20 protein-coding genes, 1 pseudogene and 1 riboswitch are annotated in these 23,385 nt (G+C 31.6%); of the genes and pseudogenes, 6 read left to right on the top strand and 15 right to left on the bottom strand.

Translation table 11 applies throughout. The features are described 5' to 3' along the window. Positions 1-36: 36 nt before the first annotated feature. The 4 genes and pseudogenes from ssp1_RS12020 to ssp1_RS05250 all read right to left on the bottom strand — a co-directional run. Positions 37-3,945, bottom strand: a pseudogene (locus tag ssp1_RS12020) (SasC/FmtB family protein); the annotation flags it as partial. A 304-nt stretch (positions 3,946-4,249) separates the two neighbouring features. Further along, positions 4,250-4,561 (bottom strand): rhodanese-like domain-containing protein, encoded by a 312-nt coding sequence (locus ssp1_RS05260; RefSeq protein ID WP_002452153.1) that lies wholly within the window; start codon positions 4,559-4,561, stop codon positions 4,250-4,252. 24 nt (positions 4,562-4,585) lie between these two features. Further along, positions 4,586-7,000 (bottom strand): leucine--tRNA ligase, encoded by a 2,415-nt coding sequence (gene leuS / locus ssp1_RS05255; protein ID WP_075779007.1) that lies wholly within the window; start codon positions 6,998-7,000, stop codon positions 4,586-4,588. Positions 7,001-7,283: 283 nt separating this feature from the next. Continuing rightward, positions 7,284-8,474, bottom strand: a complete 1,191-nt coding sequence (locus ssp1_RS05250) for an MDR family MFS transporter (protein WP_075779008.1) — start codon at positions 8,472-8,474, stop codon at positions 7,284-7,286. Between the two features lie 106 nt (positions 8,475-8,580). Here ssp1_RS05250 and mnmL point away from each other — a divergent pair, with 106 nt between their 5' ends. Together mnmL and mnmM are read left to right on the top strand one after the other, a co-directional pair. Next, positions 8,581-9,534, top strand: a complete 954-nt coding sequence (gene mnmL / locus ssp1_RS05245) for a tRNA modification radical SAM protein MnmL/YtqA (protein ID WP_002452150.1) — start codon at positions 8,581-8,583, stop codon at positions 9,532-9,534. After that, positions 9,531-10,094, top strand: a complete 564-nt coding sequence (gene mnmM / locus ssp1_RS05240; protein WP_107546738.1) for a tRNA 5-(aminomethyl)-2-thiouridylate-methyltransferase MnmM — start codon at positions 9,531-9,533, stop codon at positions 10,092-10,094. The genes mnmL and mnmM overlap by 4 nt, the downstream gene beginning before the upstream one ends. 52 nt (positions 10,095-10,146) lie before the next feature. On the opposite strand, the gene ssp1_RS05235 is transcribed toward mnmM, so the two are convergent. Further along, positions 10,147-10,548 carry a transcriptional regulator, SarA/Rot family gene (locus ssp1_RS05235; RefSeq protein ID WP_002452148.1) on the bottom strand — a complete coding sequence of 134 codons (402 nt, stop codon included), beginning with the start codon at positions 10,546-10,548 and terminating at the stop codon, positions 10,147-10,149. 402 nt (positions 10,549-10,950) lie between these two features. Further along, positions 10,951-11,778, bottom strand: a complete 828-nt coding sequence (locus ssp1_RS05230) for an alpha/beta fold hydrolase (protein ID WP_002452147.1) — start codon at positions 11,776-11,778, stop codon at positions 10,951-10,953. 231 nt (positions 11,779-12,009) lie between these two features. On the opposite strand from ssp1_RS05230, the gene ssp1_RS05225 reads away from it, so the two are divergent. After that, positions 12,010-13,011, top strand: a complete 1,002-nt coding sequence (locus ssp1_RS05225; RefSeq protein ID WP_075779009.1) for a proline dehydrogenase family protein — start codon at positions 12,010-12,012, stop codon at positions 13,009-13,011. A 266-nt stretch (positions 13,012-13,277) separates the two neighbouring features. Here ssp1_RS05225 and ribH read toward each other — a convergent pair whose 3' ends face one another. The 7 genes from ribH to ssp1_RS05190 all read right to left on the bottom strand — a co-directional run bounded on the left by ribH (position 13,278) and on the right by ssp1_RS05190 (position 20,276). After that, positions 13,278-13,736: a 6,7-dimethyl-8-ribityllumazine synthase gene (gene ribH, locus ssp1_RS05220; RefSeq protein ID WP_002452145.1), complete on the bottom strand. Its 459-nt coding sequence runs from the start codon at positions 13,734-13,736 to the stop codon at positions 13,278-13,280. Between the two features lie 12 nt (positions 13,737-13,748). Beyond that, positions 13,749-14,930, bottom strand: coding sequence for a bifunctional 3,4-dihydroxy-2-butanone-4-phosphate synthase/GTP cyclohydrolase II (locus ssp1_RS05215; protein WP_075778785.1), 1,182 nt, complete (start codon positions 14,928-14,930; stop codon positions 13,749-13,751). A gap of 14 nt (positions 14,931-14,944) precedes the next feature. Next, the gene (ribE, locus tag ssp1_RS05210) at positions 14,945-15,577 is read right to left on the bottom strand and encodes a riboflavin synthase (protein WP_002452143.1); all 633 of its coding nucleotides are present in this window, start codon (positions 15,575-15,577) and stop codon (positions 14,945-14,947) included. 6 nt (positions 15,578-15,583) lie between these two features. After that, complete coding sequence (ribD, locus tag ssp1_RS05205; protein WP_075778784.1) at positions 15,584-16,627, bottom strand: bifunctional diaminohydroxyphosphoribosylaminopyrimidine deaminase/5-amino-6-(5-phosphoribosylamino)uracil reductase RibD; 1,044 nt, start codon at positions 16,625-16,627, stop codon at positions 15,584-15,586. Positions 16,628-16,788: 161 nt separating this feature from the next. Further along, positions 16,789-16,919: riboswitch (FMN riboswitch) on the bottom strand. A 201-nt stretch (positions 16,920-17,120) separates the two neighbouring features. Beyond that, positions 17,121-18,617 (bottom strand): FAD/NAD(P)-binding protein, encoded by a 1,497-nt coding sequence (locus ssp1_RS05200; protein WP_075778783.1) that lies wholly within the window; start codon positions 18,615-18,617, stop codon positions 17,121-17,123. Positions 18,618-18,936: 319 nt separating this feature from the next. Continuing rightward, entirely contained in the window at positions 18,937-19,791 is an 855-nt protein-coding gene (gene sagB, locus ssp1_RS05195; protein ID WP_049423412.1) for a peptidoglycan release complex glucosaminidase SagB, read from the bottom strand. Positions 19,792-20,051: 260 nt separating this feature from the next. After that, entirely contained in the window at positions 20,052-20,276 is a 225-nt protein-coding gene (locus ssp1_RS05190) for a hypothetical protein (RefSeq protein WP_002452139.1), read from the bottom strand. Between the two features lie 192 nt (positions 20,277-20,468). Between ssp1_RS05190 and ssp1_RS05185 the strand changes: the two genes are divergently transcribed. Further along, on the top strand, positions 20,469-20,957 hold the full coding sequence (locus tag ssp1_RS05185; protein ID WP_075778782.1) for a sigma factor: 489 nt from the start codon (positions 20,469-20,471) through the stop codon (positions 20,955-20,957). Positions 20,958-20,961: 4 nt separating this feature from the next. After that, positions 20,962-21,408, top strand: a complete 447-nt coding sequence (locus ssp1_RS05180; protein WP_075778781.1) for a competence protein ComK — start codon at positions 20,962-20,964, stop codon at positions 21,406-21,408. Here ssp1_RS05180 and ssp1_RS05175 read toward each other — a convergent pair. Further along, complete coding sequence (locus ssp1_RS05175) at positions 21,383-21,838, bottom strand: hypothetical protein (protein WP_075778780.1); 456 nt, start codon at positions 21,836-21,838, stop codon at positions 21,383-21,385. The genes ssp1_RS05180 and ssp1_RS05175 overlap by 26 nt on opposite strands. A 204-nt stretch (positions 21,839-22,042) precedes the next feature. Then, positions 22,043-22,756, bottom strand: a complete 714-nt coding sequence (locus ssp1_RS05170; protein ID WP_002452135.1) for a transaldolase — start codon at positions 22,754-22,756, stop codon at positions 22,043-22,045. Between the two features lie 255 nt (positions 22,757-23,011). On the opposite strand from ssp1_RS05170, the gene ssp1_RS05165 reads away from it, so the two are divergent. Beyond that, the gene (locus ssp1_RS05165; protein WP_002452134.1) at positions 23,012-23,317 is read left to right on the top strand and encodes a hypothetical protein; all 306 of its coding nucleotides are present in this window, start codon (positions 23,012-23,014) and stop codon (positions 23,315-23,317) included. Positions 23,318-23,385 lie beyond the last annotated feature (68 nt).

The following is a 23,385-nucleotide window of genomic DNA, read 5'->3' as shown; positions in this document are numbered from 1 at the left end:
TTGATTAATTGCTTCATTCGCTTGATTGAATATTTATTCTAACTTTTGTAAAGCTACATTTTTCTCTTCAATAGTGGCATCAGGTGTCGTATTAATCTTACGTTCTTGGTCAGTTTTGGCGTCTGCTAAAGCTTGTCTTGCTTCAGGTTTAGTTACAACATTAACTTGAACTGCGTCTATATTTTGAATCGCATGGTCTTTAGCTTGATCAACCTCTTGATTGGTTTGAGCTTGATTGATTGCTTCCAATGCTTGTTGTTTATTTTGATCTAATTGTTGAATAGCCTTATTTTTCTCTTCAATAGTGGCATCAGGTGTCTGATTAATTTGAGCTAATTTATTATTATACTGTTGATTGATGTCATTTATCGCTTCAGGTTTTTTAACAACATGTGCTTGTATTTGATTAATATTTTGATCACCATTTTGCTGTGCTTGATCGACTTGCGCATTTGTATCAGCTTGGTTTACTTGTTCAATAGCTTGGTTAAGTGCTTGATTCACTTGTGTAATGGCTGCCTCTTTTTCTTCAGTAGTGGCATCAGGTGTTTGATTTATATTTTGTTTTTTAGCTGTAGCATTATTATTCAATATGCCAATTGCTTCTTGCTTTTTCGTTACGTTTGGTTGTACATTACAGATATCATTAAGCGCAGTATTTTTAATTGCTTCTACCATTGGTGTTGTATTAACAGTATTAATATCATTAATAGCGCGATTCAATAATTGATTCACTCTACCAACTGCCTCTTGTTTTTCTTCTCTAGTTGCACCAGGTGTTGCGTTAATATTTGTAATCGCTTCATTCGCTTTATTAGTAACTGCATTTCTAGCATCCGTTTTAACTTGTGTTGAAGGTTGAACATTACCAATCTCATGCAATCCATTATTTTTCGCATCTGTTACTTGTTGATTGGTATCAGCGTTATCTATATTTTGTATAGCCGTGTTTAATGCCTGATCTAATATAAGTTGAGCTGCTTGTTGTTCTTCTACAGTTGCTTCGTTGTTATTAAAGATAATATTATGTTGTTCTTGGGCTTTTTGATTTAATGCATTTTTAGCGTTTGATTTAACGATAGTTGCAGGTGTAATAGCTTGTATTTGATTTAATGCATTATTCTTAACCATATCAACATCGTTATTAGTATTAGCCTTTAATATATTATCATTTGCTGTCGTAACCGTTTGATTCACTAACTTAATAGCAGCTTCTCGTTCCTCTAAAGTCGCTTCATGATTGGCATTTATATCTGCAATCTTTTGTTGAGCATTATTAGCGATCGCCTCTCTTGCTGCTTGCTTAACAACTGGTATAGGTGAAATATCTAAGATAGCATCTAATCCTCTATCTTTAGCATGATCGACATCACTATTTGATAAGCCTTGATTTATATTTTGAATCGCTTGTTCAGAAGCCTGATTAAGTTCATTCAGTGCAGTATTTCTTTCTTCTTGTGTTGCTTCATGGTTTTCATCAATTTGCTCACGTTGTTTGGCCACTGCTCGATTGATCGCTGTAATTGCGTTTGCACGATACGTATTTTCTGGCACATCAGAATTAATATCGCTCACACCATTAATTTTAGCTTCGTTTACAGCATTATTTGTATGTGCTTGATTAATATTGTTCAGTGCAGTTGTAACATGATTATCAACTTGTGCATTAGCAGCTTCTTTTTCTTCTTGTGTTGCAATACGGTCTTGTTGAATTTTTTGTTTTTGCTCATTTGCTTTTTCATTTATAGTTTGTCTTGCATTAGGTTTAATAACAGGAACAATATTAACTTGTTCAATTTTATTGATGCCCGCTTCTTTCTCTCTTGTGACACCATCGTCCGTAGTTTGATCATCTATATGATTTAATGCTTCGTTTTTCAAATTAGTAATTTGACCTCTATAAGCGTCATTTTCATCATCTGTTAAATCTTTAACATTATCTACTTCATCCGATCTATCATCTGCTTTTTGACCAAGTTCACGTGCAGCGTCTACACGAGAAATAAGTGTGTGTTGCATTTGATGTAATAATTGATCAATTGTAGCTTGAGAAACTTGTTGATTTAAAGGCACATGGTTACGATCTTCATTTAATATCGTTTGCGCTTGTTGTTTTAGACGATTATATTCTTGATATGAAGCATAAGTATAATCTGATGGTACTACGCCCCAATTATATTGAGCTTGCAAATCATCTTTGTTCATGACAATATTCACTTGATATGGAACACCATTCACTATACTTTGTGGTGGCTCTCCATTCAAATAAGTTTGTGTATAAGTCTTAGATTTAATGGCATCTGAGAAAGTCACTTCTTTTGGGTTAGCTACGTTATTAACTCTTAAATTAAATGTTACATTTAATGTTTTATTGGCTAATAAGCTAGTAGGTTCTCCTTGAGTAGGTGTCGCAGAAGTGATTCCGTTACTTGTAAAAGTGAGCGTTCTAGTTCCTTGGTCATAGTTTTCTGTTAAACGATTCATCACATCATTAGGCCCGTTTCCATCAGGAAAACTCGTTGTTATAGAATTAGGAACATATTCAATGCCTTCTGGTAATTGCATAGAATATTCAAAAGCTCCTGGTAACATAGAAGCGCCAGACTTACCATTATTAGTAATTTGTGTTGTTACAGTAAAGTTAGTATTATTTTTCACATTATTTTCTTTATTTCTTCCACTTATATATAAATGTGATCCTGAACGGATACCGACATTATCGATAAAGTCATAATATCTATAGCCATCTTGGTTCTTTTCAAGTCTTCTTACATTTCCCATGATATCGTTATTAGGTATTAATTGAATTTTGATGTTCGATACATTATCAGGCACTTTAAATAAACGAAGCATATCTCCAGCTTGTATATCACCGTTTCCAATGACAGTGTCGGTATTCGCATCTTTAATTACTAAGTTTGTACCACCTTTACCGTTACCTGCAGCCATAGTATTAAAATCAAAAATAATTTCTGAATTAGGATTTACAGTTACATCTTTTTCAATACCATTGAAATCACCATGATTATTTGGATCATTACCTTCTACTCTACCTAATGCAAGGACAGTACCTTGTGCTTGTTTATTATTTCTATCACCCGGATGGAATACTTGTGTTCTTTCTAAAACGGCATTAAGCACCCCTACTTTACCACCATTAATCAAATTAAATCCCGGTAAGCTATTTAATACAATCACTTGTGGGTTATTTCGATTATCACTAGGTTTAACGCCTACATCCTCAAAAGTAAAACGGTAATTTAATGTATTATTTCCAGTATTATTAATATTTGGATCTATCGTTGCATCATCTCTAGAATATTCCCCATTGGTATTTTGAGGTGTCCCATTTCCATTTTGTGGACCGGTACCACCAGCAACTGTAGGTGTGTTATTTACATCACGACGTTGTCTTTTCTTAGGTTTAGTTGCGGGTTCTATTACCGCATTCATGTATTGAATTTTTCCTTCAGCCTGTTGCTTAGGTTTAACTGACATATGTTCAGATGCAGGTTTTACATGGTTTACTGTCGTATTATTATCAATCGGAGTCTTACTTTCAATCGTCGTATTCAATTCATTATTCGGTGATTGTGTCTCTTGGATAACTGTATTGTCTGAAGTTTCAATTGTTTCTATTTGAGTCTGTTGATTATTTGTATTTACAGAATCATTATTGGAATTAGCTTGGTTTGAAACATCAGAAGCCCCCACTTCGGAAAGTGTTTCTTGATTATTATTGAGTTCTCTATTGTTATCCAATTGTCCATCACTAGTTGTTTCTTGTAGTTTTTGCACATCATTTACTGGTTGTGAGTTTACTTCATCTGCCTGTGCTATATGTGTAATTGGTGATGACAAAAAAGCTACAGTAGCAATTAACGTAGAAAATATACCAACTTTAAATTTTCTAATACTAAAGGTTTCTTTTCTAAATAAATTCATTAATTGTTCCTCCTTGTTGCACTTCTTGTTGTTTATAATTAATGAACATTTTTCGTGTATGTATCTTAAATGAATTAAATCTCTATTTAAATCATTCGCTCAATTAATTAATAGTCATTTTGATTTTAACACCAATATTATTCTAAATCTAGTACACAACATTAAAATAAAATAGTGTACGTTTTTATTCATAAATCGATGTATTTTAGAGATTTGAATATGTAAATATCTTTATACATAAAAAAGCTAGATTAAAGTGCTATTACTACATAGCATTTAATCTAGCTCAATTGATAAGTTCATTTTAAATATTATTAATTTCTAAACCTTCTGTACCCCACTCATTCATGCCGCCTTCTACATTAACAGCATGAATATTTGAGTCCTCTAAATATTGAACGACTCTAGCACTTCTAGCACCTGCAGCACAAATAATATAATAAGTTTGATTTGAATCAAATTCATTTAAATGGTCAGGAATTTCATTCATTGGAATTGTTTTCGCACCGGGAATGATACCCATAGCTGTTTCATCATTATTTCGTACGTCTACAATATTAATTGGATTTGAGTCCAATATTTTCTCTTTTAATTGATCTATTGTAATTGATTCCATTTTTTAAAACTCCTTTAAAATGATTTATTTAGCAACGATATTAACAAGTTTTTGCGGTACAGCAATTACTTTTTTAATCTCTTTACCTTCAATACTCATTTTAACATTTTCATTTGCTAATGCTAAATCTTGCATTTCCTCTTTAGATAAATCTTTTGGTATTTCAATCTTAGCTCTTAATTTACCATTAACTTGAACAACGATTTCAACTTCATCATCAACTAATAATGATTCATTATAAGTTGGCCAAGGTTGGTACGTAATGGTATCTGAATGACCTAATCTTTCCCATAATTCTTCGCCAATATGAGGGGCAATTGGTGCTAACATTGTTACAAAGCCTTCAATATACGGTTTATATATTTCATCTGCTTTATAGCAATCATTGATAAAGACCATCAATTGACTAATCGCTGTATTGAAGCCTAGTGTATCAAAATCTTCAGTTACCTTTTTAACAGTTTGGTTATAAGTTTTATCTAATGATTTATTATTAGAATCTACTATCTTATCTGATAATGAGCCATCTTCTTTTACAATTAATCGCCATACTCGATCTAAGAAACGACGTGAGCCATCAAGACCTTTATCACTCCATGCAATGGCAGCATCTAAAGGTCCCATAAACATTTCGTATAAACGAAGTGTATCAGCGCCATGTGAATTAACAATGTCATCTGGATTGATTACATTTCCTTTAGATTTACTCATTTTTTCGTTTCCTTCACCTAGAATCATACCTTGATTGTATAATTTTTGGAAAGGTTCTTTAGTTGGGACTACACCTAAATCATAAAGCACTTTATGCCAGAAACGTGCATACAATAAGTGAAGTACAGCATGTTCGACACCGCCAATATATAAATCTACTGGTAACCAATGTTTTAATTTTTCTGGATCTGCAATCATTTTATCGTTATCAGGATCGATGTATCTTAGGTAATACCAACAACTACCTGCCCATTGCGGCATCGTATTTGTTTCACGACGACCTTTCATACCAGTCTTCTCATCTGTGACATTAACAAAATCATCAATGTTAGCAAGTGGTGACTCACCAGTACCTGATGGTTTAATTTCATCTGTTTCAGGTAGTAGTAAAGGTAATTCTGACTCAGGTACAGTTGACATTGATCCATCTTCCCAATGAATAATTGGAATTGGTTCTCCCCAATAACGTTGTCTACTGAACAACCAATCACGTAATTTATAATTAACTTTTTTCTCACCAGCTTGATTCGCTTCTAATAACTCAATCGCTTTTGTAATGGCTTCTTCATTATATAAACCATTTAATTCGCCTGAATTCACATGTGGACCGTTACCAGTATATGCTTCTTTTTGTACGTCTCCACCTTCAATGACTTCAATTATAGGAAGATCAAACTTTTCTGCAAACTCATGATCACGTTCATCGTGTCCTGGTACTGCCATAACTGCTCCAGTACCATAAGTTGAAAGCACATAATCAGCAATCCATATTGGAAGTTGCTCACCTGAAACAGGATTGATTGCATAAGCACCTGTGAAGACACCTGTCTTACCTTTAGCTAAATCTGTTCGTTCCAAGTCAGATTTTTTTGATGCTTCAGTTTGATAAGCTTTTACTTCTTCTAATTTTTCATCACTTGTAATTTGATTTACCAATGCATGTTCTGGACTTAATACTAAGAATGATGTACCAAAAATCGTATCAGGTCTTGTTGTGAAGACTTCTACTTTTTCATCAGAATCTTTGATATTAAAAGAAACTCTAGCGCCTTCTGATCGACCAATCCAATTACGTTGCATATCTTTAATAGATTCAGGCCAATCTAATTCCTCTAAATCTTCGAGTAAACGATCTGCATATTCAGTAATTTTAAGTACCCATTGTTTCATTGGCTTTCTATATACTGGATGACCACCACGTTCTGAAACGCCGTCAACGACTTCTTCATTTGATAATACTGTACCTAATGCTGGGCACCAGTTGACTGCTACTTCATCTACATATGCTAGTCCTTTATTATAGAGTTGAATAAAAATCCATTGTGTCCATTTATAATAGTTAGGATCTGTTGTATTTACTTCTCTATCCCAATCATAACTAAACCCTAATTCTTGAATTTGACGTTTGAATGTTTGAATATTTTTTTGAGTAAATTCACGAGGATCGTTCCCAGTATCTAAAGCATATTGCTCTGCAGGTAAACCAAATGCATCCCATCCCATTGGATGTAGCACATTGTAACCTTGCATACGTTTATATCGTGAAATGATATCTGTCGCAGTATAACCTTCTGGATGACCTACATGTAGACCCGCACCTGAAGGATATGGAAACATATCTAATGCGTAAAATTTCTTTTGACCTAAATTATCTTGTGTCTTAAATGTTTTGTTGTCTTCCCAATACTTTTGCCACTTTTTCTCGATTTCGTTATGATTGTAATTCAATACGTTTCCTCCTATTCAATAAAAAGACACCCCTCACTAGTGATTAAGGGACGACCATAGCCGCGTTACCACCCTTTTTCGCATTTTCTGCGCACTTCATTCAATAGTAAGAGATGTCATCATTAAATTCGTTATATGTTTGATAATGTTATTTATAGTCCTTAACACTAGTTCTCACCATACTAGTTCTCTGTAGAAAAGCGTCTAATAACACGTTATTACAAATTAATAGTATTTGATTATGCGTATGATTGCAAGAGGTTAATAACAATTTTTCATTATTCTAATTTGTTTGATGGTTTAAATATTTTTTAGCCGCCTTACTTTTCGCAAAAAGGCTTAAAATGATAATAGCTACGCCTAATAATATAATCATGGTTAAAAACATCATTCGCATATTAAATAAATCTACAAGTAAACCTCCAAACAATGGGCCTAAAGCTTTCCCAACAGTTGATGCTGAATTAACAATACCTTGATATTTGCCAACTTTTCCTTTAGGCGCTAACTGATTTGCTATGGTAGGTACTGCTGGCCAAACAAACATTTCACCAAATGTTAATATCACCATACCGATAACAAACATTGAAAATTGATGTGCAAAACTAGTTACTAAAAACGAGCTCATAAATATTAAAATTCCTACAAATATTTGCTTTTTCAAGTCACCTTTTAAAAGTATAATAACAGGTCTGATTAAAGGTTGCGCTACTAAAATCATAATACCATTAATGGTCCATAATACACTGTATTGAGACATTGATATATGAATAGATTGTGTAAATGAAGCAATTGTTGTTTCCCACTGTATATAGCCAATCCAACAAATAGCGAATACGACACAAACTAATAATAAAGAGATAAATCTACTGATATTCTCTTGATTATTTAAATCGATATTATCTTGTCTTTTAACTTTAGCATTAATTTCTAAATTAAATTGTGAGATAGCTACTATGGCGAAAAGTACATACATAACTAGATTAGCTATAAATATATAATTAAAACTTAATTCTGCAACAAACCCACCTAATGCCGCACCTAATGCAACGCCAATATTTTGTGCTAAATAGATAGCATTAAACGTTTGTCTTCCTCCATTCGGCCATACTGCTCCAGCCATTGCATAAATTGCGGGGATGATCATACCCCCACCAAATCCTAGTAATACAAGCCAAACAGCATACCAAGGCCAACCGTGAAATATATTTAATAATGTGGTACTAATTAAACAAGTAAATGTTCCGATAAGTATGGTTTTATAACCACCAAGTTTATCGAATAATACACCACCAAGTAAATTGCCTACAACCATACCTAAAGAATTAATTAATAAAACAATACCAGCAATTGTTAAACTCTTATTAAGTTCTTCTTTCATGTAAATCGTATTTAATGGCCACAAAAAGCTGGCGCCCGTAATATTTAAAGCCATACCTATTACAAGCCACCACACTGATTTTGGTATATTCATTTCTTGAGGTCTCCTCTTTATATTTTTCTCAATCTATAATAGACACTATAACATTAAAGTATGTTAAAATCTTTATTTAGATACAAAACAGAAAGGAAAATGTCTTATGGGTAATTTCTTCCCGTATGCTTTTGAAGATAAAAGATATCACACTTGGAATTATCATTTAAAAAATAAATTCGGTCGTAAAATATTTAAAGTTGCTTTAGATGGTGGTTTCGACTGTCCAAATAGAGATGGTACTGTAGCTCATGGTGGTTGTACGTTCTGTTCAGCTGCTGGCAGTGGTGATTTTGCAGGGAATCGTGCTGATCCTATTGAAGTACAGTTCCAACAGATTAAAGAAAGAATGCATGAAAAATGGAGTGAAGGTCAATATATTGCTTACTTTCAAGCCTTTACAAATACACATGCACCTGTAGAAGTACTAAAAGAAAAATATGAACCCGTCTTGAAAGAAGAGGGTGTTGTAGGTTTATCAATAGCTACACGTCCTGACTGCTTACCTGACGATGTCGTTGAATATTTAGCAGAATTAAATCAAAGAACATATCTATGGGTAGAACTCGGATTACAAACTGTGCATCAAACTACTTCGGATTTAATTAATCGTGCACATGATATGCAAACATATTATGAAGGTGTGGCTAAATTACGTAAACATAATATTAACGTTTGCACACATATCATTAATGGATTACCAGGTGAAGATTATAATATGATGATGGAAACTGCACGCGAAGTTGCACAAATGGATGTCCAAGGTATTAAAATTCATTTATTACATCTATTAAAGGGTACGCCAATGGTGAAACAATATGAAAAAGGCATGTTAGAGTTCATGTCACAAGAGGATTATACTAATCTCGTATGTGATCAACTTGAAATTCTTCCACCTGAAATGATAATTCATCGTATTACAGGCGACGGTCCAATTGATTTGATGGTTGGTCCTATGTGGAGTGTTAATAAATGGGAAGTACTAAATGAGATAGATAACGAATTAGCACGTCGTGATTCATATCAAGGTAAAAAGTTTGAGCATAAGGTGAAATCATGAAACTTGAACGTATACTCCCCTTTTCAAAGAATTTAATTCAAAGTCATATTACTGATTCTAGTATCGTAATCGACGCCACATGTGGTAATGGAAACGATACTTTATACTTAGCACAACATGTACCTAATGGTTTTGTATATGGTTTTGATATTCAACAATTGGCTATCGTCAATACTAAAATGAAAGTATCTACCTATTCAAATGTAAAACTGATTAAAGATGGTCATGAAAATGTAAAACAATATATTACTGAGGATCATATTGGCAAAGTTGATGCTGCTATATTTAATCTCGGTTATTTACCTAAAGGCGATAAATCTATCGTGACTACACCTCAAACTACCATCAGCGCAATCCAAAATATTTTTGATATATTGAATGAAGAAGGTATCATTATATTAGTAATTTATCATGGTCATGACGAAGGTAAAATTGAACGAGATGCATTAATGGATTATTTAACGCAATTAGATCAAAATCAGGCACATGTACTACAATATCAGTTTATTAATCAAAAAAATAATGCACCATTCATTTGTGCTATCGAAAAAAGAGATTAGATTTATTAATACCAAAAAGAAGGGACCAATTAAGGCCCCTTCTTTTTTGATATTAAACAGCTAAAATTGATTTTAAGCTTGTCTGCATAGGTTCTGATTTAGATGTAATTGTTTCACCAATAAAATCTAGTAAACCAGCTTTTTGTTTTGCTAATTTTTCATTAAAATGAATAATTACCGTACGTTCATCATCTTGCGGACGCTCTTTGTATATCCACTCTAAATTAACTAAATTATTGTAAGTTCTTGTTCGTTTATACGGCTTAATTTCAACAAACTCGTCCATCTCTTTTAAAGTCATTGAACCTTTTTCCCATAGGTTTAATAAAATTAAAATTTCTTCTTTAGACATATCATATTCTTTTTGGATTGTTTCAAAAATAGAATTAACATCGGCTAACAACTTGTCTAACTGTAAAATACCATAAACTCTTTCATTTTCATTTTGATTCATAGTTAACATCTCCCAAATAACAAGTTAAATTTATCATTTTCTAAAATAACCGACTCCCAAATTTCTACCATCGGTTAATTGAAAAATTGTCAATATTGCTTGTTCATATTAACAGAACATTTGATAAATGAAATGCTTAGTTAAGACTTGTGTATTTTACTATAAATGTGACATATAAAAATATAATTTTACAAAATGGTTCAATCTCAATACACAAAGTCTTATTACATATTAAAATTATATTTTTAATCCAAACAAAATATATCAATATTACATTAAAATTGCAACTATAAATTAAAAAAGATTTTACGTATTTATCTCCACTAACCTTATAAAAAAGTTTTATCGTTTTATACTACATTTTCACAAGAAAACCAGGCTGTTTAAACAACCTGGTTCAAATCAAATATCTTCTATTTCGTCTTCTTCAACAATAAATCCCATAGTATTCACGCTATTATTAAGAAACGTTAATACATAACGCATCACTTGATCTCGCTCTGGTTCGTTATGTATCTCATGATATAAACCATTCCATACTTTATAATATAACTCATTCGTTACTAATTTATCTTTAAACGTTTCAGTCGCATTGATTTCTGAAATGATATCTTCACTACCTGTCATAATTAAAGTTGGTAACGGCTTAATATCCTTGATATGCTCCATTGTCTCTTTCATCATTTCATTAATAAGGTTATACCAATGATATGTCACTTTCTTCAACATTAATCCATCATTTACTGTATCTTCAATTACTTCTTCATTACGTGTTAGGTCTTGAGCAGTGATACCAATTTTAAAGCGAGCATCTTTAGATACTTTACCAACATTAGAAAGTAATTTATTCTTTCTATCTTTACCAGATTGTTTAAATTCTAATAGTGGTGAAATAAGCATTAAACCTTCTACAGGTAATTCTACTCGCTCTAATAAGTTAATTAAAATTAAACCACCTAAACCTACACCTAGTACAAACGTTGGAATCTTATACTCGTTAGCAATTTTAATCCATTCTAATATATTCTCATGATATTCATTAAAATCTTCAATTTGACCTTTATTAGCTCTAGAAGTTTGGCCCTGTCCAGGTAAATCACCCATAATGACATGATAACCATTTCTTCTTAACATCGTAATAACATATGCATAACGACCAGTATGTTCTAATATATTATGAGCAATGACAACAACGCCTTTTGCGTCATTTTCAGTTTCCCACTTCCACATTCTTAAATTGCCCCTTTTTCAATAATCTTCAATAGCATAATTATAGCAAAACATTATAATTAATTGCCATTTTAATCTATTAACTTAAACGCTTAGTATTTTTCTATCTTCAATCATGTAATTTTACTAAAAACATTATTAAATTCTTTATGTAAACGCTTTCTTGAAAATATGTTTCATGATACACTATTTTAAAAGTACCAATGATATTTGGTTATGGAGGTATGTACGATGGGAGTTTTCAAAAATGTATTTATAGCTTTGTCTAATAATAGTTATTTAAATAATGCTGCAAAACAAGTGGGTCCAAGACTTGGCGCCAACAAAGTAGTAGCCGGTAACACAATTCCACAATTGATAGAAACAATTGAATATTTAAACGAAAACAAAATTTCAGTTACCGTAGATAACTTAGGGGAATTTGTGACGACAGAGCAAGAAAGTCAACAAGCTAAACAAGAAATACTAGAAATTATGGAAGCCATAAACCAATACCAAGTTGATGCACATATGTCAGTTAAATTAAGTTTATTAGGTAGTGAGTTTGACTTAGAACTTGCATATCAAAATTTGAGAGAGATTTTACTTAAAGCTAATGAATATGGCAATATGCATATCAATATAGATACCGAAAAGTATGATAGCTTACAACAAATTATTGAAGTGTTAGATCGATTAAAGGGAGAATTCAAGAATGTGGGAACAGTGATTCAAGCATATCTATATGATGCTGAAAAACTGATTGATAAATACCCTGAATTACGTTTAAGACTCGTTAAAGGTGCATATAAAGAGGATGCCTCTATTGCGTACCAAACTAAAGAAGAGATTGACGCAAATTATATTAAAATAATTGAAAAAAGACTATTAAATGCACGTAATTTTACTTCAATTGCAACGCATGATCATAATATTATTAATCATGTGAAACAATTCATGAAAGAAAATCATATCGAAAAAGACCAAATGGAGTTCCAAATGCTATATGGTTTCCGTTCAGAATTAGCGCAATCTATTGCTAATGAGGGCTATCATTTCACAGTATATGTCCCTTATGGAGATGACTGGTTTGCATACTTTATGAGAAGATTAGCAGAACGCCCACAAAATTTATCTTTAGCAGTAAAAGAATTTGCCACACCAGAAACATTGAAAAAAGTCGGTATTTTCTCAGCTATTGGTATAAGTGTTTTTTCTCTTGTAGGGTTATCTACGAAGTACTTACGTAAATAAATTTAGCATCAAAAACTGCCCACAAAATATTAATTTTGTAGGCAGTCTATCAGTTTAGAACATAAATATATTTCAAGTTATATTCATATTTAGGCAGTAGTTGACTGTAAAGTCATTCTATTTCTTTAGAAATTAGTATTTCTTATGCATGAGTTTCACTCATGTATTCCTATTTTAAAGTACACATTAGCTGTAGCTAATGCGTAAGAACCACTACATAATAAATGATTAGTGGTTCTTTATTATTTCTGTCCCACTTCCTTTATTTAAAATTGTTTCATTAAATTAGCCATTTCAATGGCACTTACTGCTGCTTCAGAACCTTTATTACCTGCTTTAGTTCCTGCACGTTCAACTGCTTGCTCGATACTTTCCGTAGTTAAGATACCGAAGATAACAGGAACATCTGTAGATTCATTAGCTTTGGATACGCCTTTTGCAACTTCATTACATACATAATCATAATGAGACGTAGCCCCTCTTATGACACATCCTAAAGTAACTACTGCATCATATTTACCTGTTTGAGCTAACTTTCTAGCTACCATAGGAATTTCAAAAGCACCAGGTACATAAGCAACATCAATATTGTTTTCGTCAACATCGTGACGAATAAAAGTATCCTTAGCACCCTCTAACAAACGTCCAGTAATAAAATCATTAAATCTACTAACCACAATAGCGACTTTTAAATCTTTACCAACTAATTTTCCTTCAAAATTCATTTTATTATCCTCCTAAATTAAATGTCCCATTTTTTCTTTTTTGGTTGTCATATAGTCATGATTATATTGTGTTTCAGGTACAATCACTTCTATACGTTTTTGGATATTAATACCATATTCTTTTAATCCTTCAAATTTCTTCGGATTATTACTTAATAAGTTAACCTTTTCAATAGCAAAATATTTAAGAATTTGTGCAGCGATATTATAATCTCGTAAATCTTCATCGAATCCTAACGCTAAATTTGCTGTAACGGTATCATAACCTTTTTCAATTAATTCATAGGCACGTAATTTATTCATGAGTCCTATGCCACGACCTTCTTGAGGTAAATAGATAATCATTCCACCGTGTTGTTCTATATAATTCATCGAAGCTTCTAATTGAGCACCACAATCACATCGTTGGCTATGGAAAATATCACCCGTAAGGCATGCAGAATGGATTCGTACATTTTCATGTGATCTAATATCACCTTTAGTTATAACGACGATTTCTTCTTCACTATAATCAGTTGTAAAACCATACATATCAAATGTACCAAAGTCTGTTGGCATTTTTACTTTTGCATTGAGTTTTACATGTGATTCGTTAACTTGACGATATTCTATTAAACTTTCAATCGTAATCATAACTAATTGATGTTTATCTTTGAATGCTTGGAGATCTTCACCTTTAGCCATAGACCCATCATCATTCATAATTTCACAAATCACACCTGCTGGTTTAGCACCTGTTAATTTAGCAAGATCTATTGCCGCTTCGGTATGACCATTTCTTTCTAACACACCATTATCTTTAGCAATTAAAGGAAATAAATGGCCTGGTCGGTTAAAATCTGAAGCTTTCGCATGTTGATCAATCAGTGCTCTAGCAGTTAGTGTTCTCTCGTTCGCACTGATACCGGTTGTTGTATTCTTATGATCGATACTTACAGTAAAATTAGTGCCAAACACATCTGAGTTATTTGATTCCATTGGATGGAGATCTAGTTGTTCACTAATGCTTGAACTGATAGGTGTACAAATTAACCCACGACCTTCTTTAGCCATGAAATTAATCGTATCGTCTTTCATCCATTCAGTTATTGCTATTAGATCGCCTTCATTTTCTCTATCTTCATCATCAACTACAATAATACTTTCACCTTGTTTTAAAGCATCTAAGGCTAATTCAATACTGTCGAATTTCATGTTTATTGCCTCCCCTAAAAACCAAATGCTTTTAGTTTTTCTTCTGTTAAACTTGATTGATTTTGATTTAAGATATTTTCAACATATTTGAATAACACATCTGATTCTAGATGTACGTTATCGCCCACTTTTTTACTTGATAAGATTGTGGAACGTCTTGTTTCAGGAATCAAATGAATATCAAAAGCATCCGAATGAAGATCGAAAATCGTCAAACTTGTACCATCTACCGTTATCGATCCTTGCTTAACCATTTGATTAAGTAGTGTTTTGGATGCTTTTATTTGGATAATCATTGAATTGGCAGATTCATTAATTTTAGATATTGTTCCTAAATCATCAACATGACCTAACACAAAATGACCGCCAAACCTGCCGTTACCACTCATTGCTCTTTCTAAATTAACTTTCGTATGGCGTTGTACATCTGAGAGGTAGGTTTTATTTTCTGTGCCTTTAATGACTTGCACTGAAAATGTTTGGTCATCGAAATCAATGACAGTTAAACACGCACCATTTACACTAATTGAATCACCAATATGCATATCTTCTAATATTTTTTCAGCAGTAATTACTAATGTTCGAACTGAATTTTGATTACGAACCTCTTGAACCGTTCCTATTTCTTCGATGATGCCTGTAAACATTTGCAATCACTTCTTTCTCAAAACTAATTTAATATTTTGTTGAATTAACGTGGAATTAACAATTTCAAATTGAGTTGTATCTGGTAAAGACACTATCTGGTCAGTTTGGAAAAATTGATACTTACCAGAACCACCTATTATTTTCGGGGCAAAATAAAGTACAAGGTGATCTAAGTGATCAGATTGGAGAAATTCTGAAGTAATTTCGGGACCTGCTTCGACTAACAGTTTCCCGATACCTTTTTGATATAAATCTTTCAAAATAGATTTAATATCGCATTGTTCCATATAAATAATAGTTACATTACTATTGTCTACTTTTAAATTTTTATTTTCTGTATAAATCCAAATAGGAGATGCATAATCATGGAATAGTTGTTGATTAAAGTCTAATTTGCCACTCTTACTAAGTATGACTCGAATTGGATGTTTCCCAGCAGCTATCCTTGTCGTGTATAATGGATCGTCAGCTTCTACTGTTTTACGTCCAGTCAATACTGCATCGTGACTATGACGTAATTGATAGACGTCTTTTTTTACTTCTTTATTAGTAATCCACTTACTCTCGCCATCATCGGTAGCTTGTTTGCCATCTAAACTAGCTGAAACTTTAACCGTTAATTCGGGAATACCATTTCTTTTTGCAGTGAAGAAATCTTGATAAAGTTGCGCTGCAACGGCATTATATTGAAATTCAACTTCGATGCCTGCATTTTTAAAAATGTCATCGCCTTTTGAAATAAGGGTAGTATCTTTAACAGCATAGATGACTTTGTGAATACCAGCTTCAATGATTTTATCTACACATGGTGGTGTTGAACCATGGTGTGTACATGGCTCTAATGACACATAAATGGTAGCACCATTGGCTTCTGATTGTGCCATGTCTAAAGCTTGAACTTCAGCATGTTTATCACCTTTTCGTAAGTGTGCACCAATACCAACTATTCTTCCGTCTTTGACAACAACTGAACCCACTGGAGGATTAACACCTGTTTGTCCATCAACCATTTGTGCAAGTTGTATAGCATAATTCATAAATTTACTCAAAATATCACCTCTAAAATTAAAAAGCCTTACACCAATGAAATTGTATATTTCAAGGCATAAGGCGAATCATATATCTTCAAATAAGCATATTTATATCTAAAAATATAAACATACTTATTAATACACATACTTATACAAATATATGTTAATGTCGATAAACGTCATTCTTTCTCCCATCCAGACTTTAACTGTCGGCTCTAGAATTTCACTAGATCAGCCACTAACAAATGTTAGCAGGTCGCAGGCTCATATCACTGCCGGTTGGGAATTCCACCCTGCCCCGAAAGAATTTTATATGAAATTGTTAAAGGTTAATTGAGTATTGTAGTCTAATTTACTACAATTCAAATCATACTACACCTTTTTCAAAAATACAATTACTATACATTGTACTTAATTAAAGTAATACTTTTAAATTAAATCATCGGATTTTGTTTATCTTTTAAATAAAATATAGATTTAAAATACGCCCAGATATAATTACTTAACGCTTTTAGCTTTCTTCTTTGATATTTTCAAAGTCTTGTTGCGTGTCATATAATCTATCCACCGCATTAGCCACTTGGTTAACAATCATTTTAACACCGTTTCTAAGTTTATTGACGCCATTTGTCATTTGTCCAATCGCTATCACATTAGTTAAAGTACCAAACCTCGGACTAATAACTTGGTTCGTTTCAGGAATAATTTGTATACCGCCTAAAGGATGTGCTTGTACAATTTGCCTATTTTCTAAATTAAGAATTAATTGGTCATCTTCATCTAACTCAGATAAATGATTTTTAGATCCAGTTGCATTAATGACTACATTAAAATCTTCAATGTCATTCTCATTTTCATATTGTAAATGGAATAATCCGTCCTCATGATAAACATTTTTTAAATTTTTACGGATAATCAATGCCTCTTGTTCTAATAATTCAATAAGTAATTTCGCAGTTCTAGGAGGCATTGGATTAGAATTAAGTTGAATTATTTTAGTATATTTCTTTTGGAATTGTTGTTGATCTTCAAAGCTAAAGCTATTCCATATCCAATTTAAATTTTCCTTTAAATATTCAATTATACTTTGGAATATTCCCATTTCCTTTTCATGTTCTAAATCAAATTTTAAATCATTAATATGATTACAAGTTCTTCTATTGATAAGTTTTTCAAAATCTATACCGTAGTCGCTACATTCTTTTAAAAATAAATCTACTGCAACATCTAAAGGTACATTTCCATAATTTTGTGCCTGTAAATCATTAAATTTTTGTTTTGTTAAATGTGTAAATTCTATATCTACCATTTGACCTCTTACACTTGGTAAATTGGCTGATCGACTTGTCATTAAAATAGGTAATCTAGGGTGATGTGCAGTCACATATCGAATGACATCTAGACTAGCGAGACCAGTTCCAAGAATGGCAATTCTATCATCTTCATTTACATCATCTAATGAATTGTATGTAGGATAAGGTGTCGGTTTAAACCCTTTTATACCTTTTAAATGATATGGATCGTGATAGGCAAATGTACCAAATGTTAAGAATAAGTAATCGTATTCTCGCCATTCTTTCATATCATCTGAGGTACATACATAATATTTTAAATTCGTTTCATCCACTTTCGATGTTGTAAAAATCTCGTGTACTTTATGATTGATAATAGTAATATTTTCATATTGCTCATCGAATTTGGATAAGTATGATTTCATATAATGTCCAAATACAAAACGTGGTAAGTATGTAGGATTATCGAAATCAAATACTTGTTGATGTTGATACCATTTCCAAAACTCTTCATCATCATCTAAATTTAAGCTCATCTTTTTAGATGGCATATTAATGAGTAACTCACTACTATCATTTTGAAATGGAACACCCTGTCCCATATTATTGCGGTCATCATACACATCTACTTTTAATTTTTCAAAATGGTCGTGTTTGACTAGTTGACGTAAAACACTCACACCTGCTGTGCCCATTCCTATTATAGCTACTCGCATGATTAAATCATCCTCTTTCTACAATCTATTTCCGTGATGAACTTTATAAGTGTAGTCATTTTTAAGTTCGCTCATTATCAAAAATTATATTTTCATATTTACTCATATATATATCCTAATCTTGAACAATTTAATCCTTTAAAATTTGTGATAAAATCTTTCTTTGAGGTGATGAAATGAAATTAGTTTCGAAAATCATAGCACTCACTATTATAATGTTTTTATGGATAACACGTCATAATAAAGCTGAATAATAATAATGATGAATACAAAAATGCCTGCAACCGTTATTACCGTTGCAGGCATTTTTTAACATTAATTATTTCTTCAAATGGTCTTTATCATCTTTATAAACATATAATTTGAAGTATTTACCTTCCGTTTTCATATCTTTATAAAAATCCGCGATGATAGTGGCATTACTTTCAGCCCATTTAATGTCAGTTGCATATTGATGTTCACCAGGATTCTTAGGATTCCATCTCATACTGTATAGTGTATCTTGATCTTCATGTTTTAAGAAATGATTATGAATGAAATCAGCACCACCATAAATGGCTTTTTGAGGTGTGTCCCAACCATGTTTTTTAGCATATTCAGCACCTGTCTTAACAGGATCTTTGTCTAATGCACCTACACCATAAAAGTTGTAGTATTTCTTACCATCAATTTCTACACCTTTAGATAATTCACTCTTAGCAGCGCCAGTTTCTAATAACGCATGTGAAATTAAATACACTTCGTTAACATGTTTATCTTTCGCTGCTTTTGTAAAGTCATCCGTATGTTTCAGTAAAGTTGGTCGATCAACTAACATACGTTTAATTCTTTTTTCATCAATACCTTGATATTTAGATAAATCTAAAAATTGATATTTTTGTACGTCACTATCGATAAATTGACTACTATCCATAGCTGATTTTATTTCAGTTGATGATGCATCTCTCCACGCATCATTGTTTTTATTCGATACTTGTTGACTCGTATAGTTATCTATTTGTTTCTTTGCAGCTTTATCTAAAGTTACATCTAATTTCTCAATTTTCTGTTCTTCTTTTACATGTTTAAAGAAAATTTGGTCTGAAACCATTGAGAAAAAGATAATAGCACCAACTACAAAGATAATCAGCAATCCTAAAATTGCAACAATAGATCCCTTTTTGTGCTTCGTCATATTCACACCTCTTAGGTCAATGTTGTTATACTTTTGAATTGTATTACGATAATAAAGTTTAACATTATTAATTCTGATTCACAATTTAATATATACTTTGTTACAAATTCATAAATAAAAAGTAATAAAAATGAAACTTTTGAGATGAAAAAGATTTAGACAACAATATAGACACTATCTAAATAAAATGTTGCACGCATAAAAACATGCAATCTACATATGATAGTGTCAATACCATTTCTAAGTCTAAATTATTACTTTTATTTATTATGTTTTTTATATTCCATCATGATGAAACTAACAGCTTGTGATCTATTTTTATAAAAATATTGATTTAAATCAATTGTACCTTCAATTTCACCATCTCTATATTTCATTTCATTAGTAAAATTATTAATCATCACAAAATCTGAGCGATCTTTAATTCGATCTAAATCATCATTGCGTGCGAAAAAATGTTCTAAATTTAAGTGTGCGTAGTCCATACGTACCTCCTATCAAACTTTGCTCTATTTAAACAATAAGACAATGTAAATGTAAAAATTAAATACCTAGTTATTTTCTATGTTTACTATTTAACACCTATTTTTACAATTAAGCAAATGAAATTTTTTATTACATATTTTAAATTCATTTTATCCGGAAAAACACTTTATGTACATAAATAGGAGAAAACTTTGGAATTCAATAAAATTTATCAAGAGTACAACAAAATCATACATTATTTGTTAAAAAGATATCAAATCACTTATAATTATGACGAGTTTTATCAATTACTGTTAATCCAATTATGGCACTTAACTCATCATTATCAACCCTCACAATCTAGCAAACTATCCTCTTACCAATTTATTAGGTTAAACTATTACCTTATCGATATATTTCGCAAAGAAAACAAAAAAATACCTACTATCAATATCGATACACCTATCCACTCAAAAAATGAGCCCATACAGTTTTTAGATGAGGATGCATTACTTTTGCAAGACATTTATTATCTACTAAATAATCAAGAAAAACAATGGTTAGATTTAAAATTACTAGGATATAAGCAATACGAAATCGCAAATATGATGCATCTTTCTATATCAACCATTAAGAAAATCAAAAAGATAACTCAATCCAAAATCATGCAGCATTTACAATACAACCTAGAAAAGGAATGACAACATGAATCAAATTACAACATCTCAATTATTATATATTCAAACAGGAATAGGTCCGAAAAGTGTTACGCAATGTCATTATCAACAATATGATATTTCACTTCCTATTACAATTAATCATACATTAATATATCTATTAGAATTACATCAAAAATCATTACCGCTTCAAAAGAAACTCGCTAAACGATTACTTCAAATTAATAAAAAGATAACACTCTTCATTAATGAGACGCTCATCTTATTCCCTCTTAAACATCATCGAGCTCCCATTCAAATTTACGTGAATGCATACTACATTATAGGAATACAATCACAAAGTGATGCAACACTCATACAGTTTTCTAATTCTAAATCTCTATTAGTAGACGAACCTTATACTTTTATATTAAAAAAATGGCAAGAAAGCTTACTTCTTTGCCATTTGATTACACATTCGTATTCTGCTTATTAAATTTATATTCTAATAACTTTTTAGTAAAAAATGCAGTTACTTTCTTAATTAAGAACAGAGAAACGATCATCAATAGAATAGCCCCTACGATAATTAAAGTCACTGTCATTGTTGATAGAGTTACTTGTGGGTTAATAAAATAATTAACAGCTGTGAGACTTGTGATTAATCCAAATAGAAAGCCACCTAGTAATATCACATATGTAAAAACGATTCCCATCAATAATAATACAAGACTGAATGAACTAATCATTTTTTGTTGAAAGACATGTGTTCTTAAAAATTGATTTGAAAATTTGACAGGTTTATTTAAAACATCCGCGTCATGTTCATTCAATTGGTTCAATTCTTGATTAAGTTGATCTTTTTCTGTTTTATTTAAGAACCATAATTGCTTTTTTACTCTAGCACTAAATGTATTTTTATCCATAGCTAGAATTGCACCTCTACTCTAATTGGTTATTTATATATCATAGATGACTTTGAACCATCAATCAATTCAAAATTAAATTTATTAATAAGAAAAGCCAATCCATCGTACATTGTTATCTTAAAATAAAATTTGAAAACATGTACGGGCGATTGGCTACTTCAATATCTTATACTTCAGCTTCGATATCACTTTAATGATTGCTTATAAAATAGATAATCCTGAACTTTGAATATCTTTAGCAAAACCTTTAACAGTATCAATAGATAGTTCTTCTACATCTCTACCTAAATTATTATTGACCTTCTTAACAACATCCGCAGGACATGTAATGATATCTGCACCAATTTCATCAGCTTGAATTACATTAAATAATTCACGGCAACTAGCCCATAATAATTTAACGCCTTTTTTACTATGTGTAATTTCGACGGCTTCTTTCATTAATGGTAATGGATCTACACCAGTGTCGGCGATACGACCAGCGAATACAGATACATATGTTGGTACACCTTCTGTTACAGCTTCAGTAATTTCTTTAACTTGTTCAATCGTATAAACAGCAGTAACATTTAGTCTTACTTGTTTAGCTGATAAAGCTTTAATTAATGGAATGGTAGAAGTACCATCCGTTGTAACAATAGGAATTTTAACAAATACATTGTCACCATATTGTTTTAAGATTTCAGCTTCTTTTTCCATTGTTTCTAAATCATCTGCGAATACTTCAAATGAAATTGAAGCATCAGGAATTTCTCTCACTGCTTCTTCAGCAAATGCTTTATAATCTGTTACACCAGCTTTTGCCATTAAACTTGGATTAGTCGTAAATCCGTCTACTTGTTTATTTTTGTATGCAGCTTTCATTTCTTCGATATCTGCACCATCAGCAAATACCTCTACATTTAATTGTCTCATTACGAATTCCTCCTTAACCGATAACATTGCTTAAACATCAATGGTCACATTATTTAAGTATGTAAGCTTGATTATTTAACTTAACATCATTAATGATTTATAAATAATTTATAACATGCTTTTGAAATGTAAGCGAATTATTTGCCTATATCATAGGATTTCATATTTCACCATATTTTTTATATTAATTTATACTATTCTCATATCCTAAAAAATGGTAGTATATTGTAATGATAACCATCTAGGAGGATGCGCATGTCAAAATCTAAAATTTACTTTTATATTACATTACTACTATTAGCGATAAGCTTTTTCTTTAATACAAACAACCCATTTCTGAATAGTGTTTTAGGTTCATTCGTTAAATTGGTCATCGCATGTAGTGTGATCAACGTCATTATTTTGATTGCTTCTGTGATATTTGCAGATAAATCTATCAAACACGCGCGTGAAAAACAAGATTGGATAAGAATTGGTAGTAAGTTATTGCCTATTCTTATTTTCATTGTGATTATCATTCATATTTTATCTTCATTACATACATATGGTTTCCTTTTTTAAAGTATTTATGTAATGTGGACGTATACAAATCAACCTTTTCCATGAGAATTGGTTGATTTAGTTTTATA

The organism is Staphylococcus sp. M0911, from assembly GCF_003491325.1.
Classification (GTDB): Bacteria; Bacillota; Bacilli; order Staphylococcales; family Staphylococcaceae; genus Staphylococcus; species Staphylococcus warneri_A.
The sequence above is the reverse complement of the archived record's forward strand: the minus strand, read 5'-3'. Positions and strand labels throughout refer to the sequence as shown.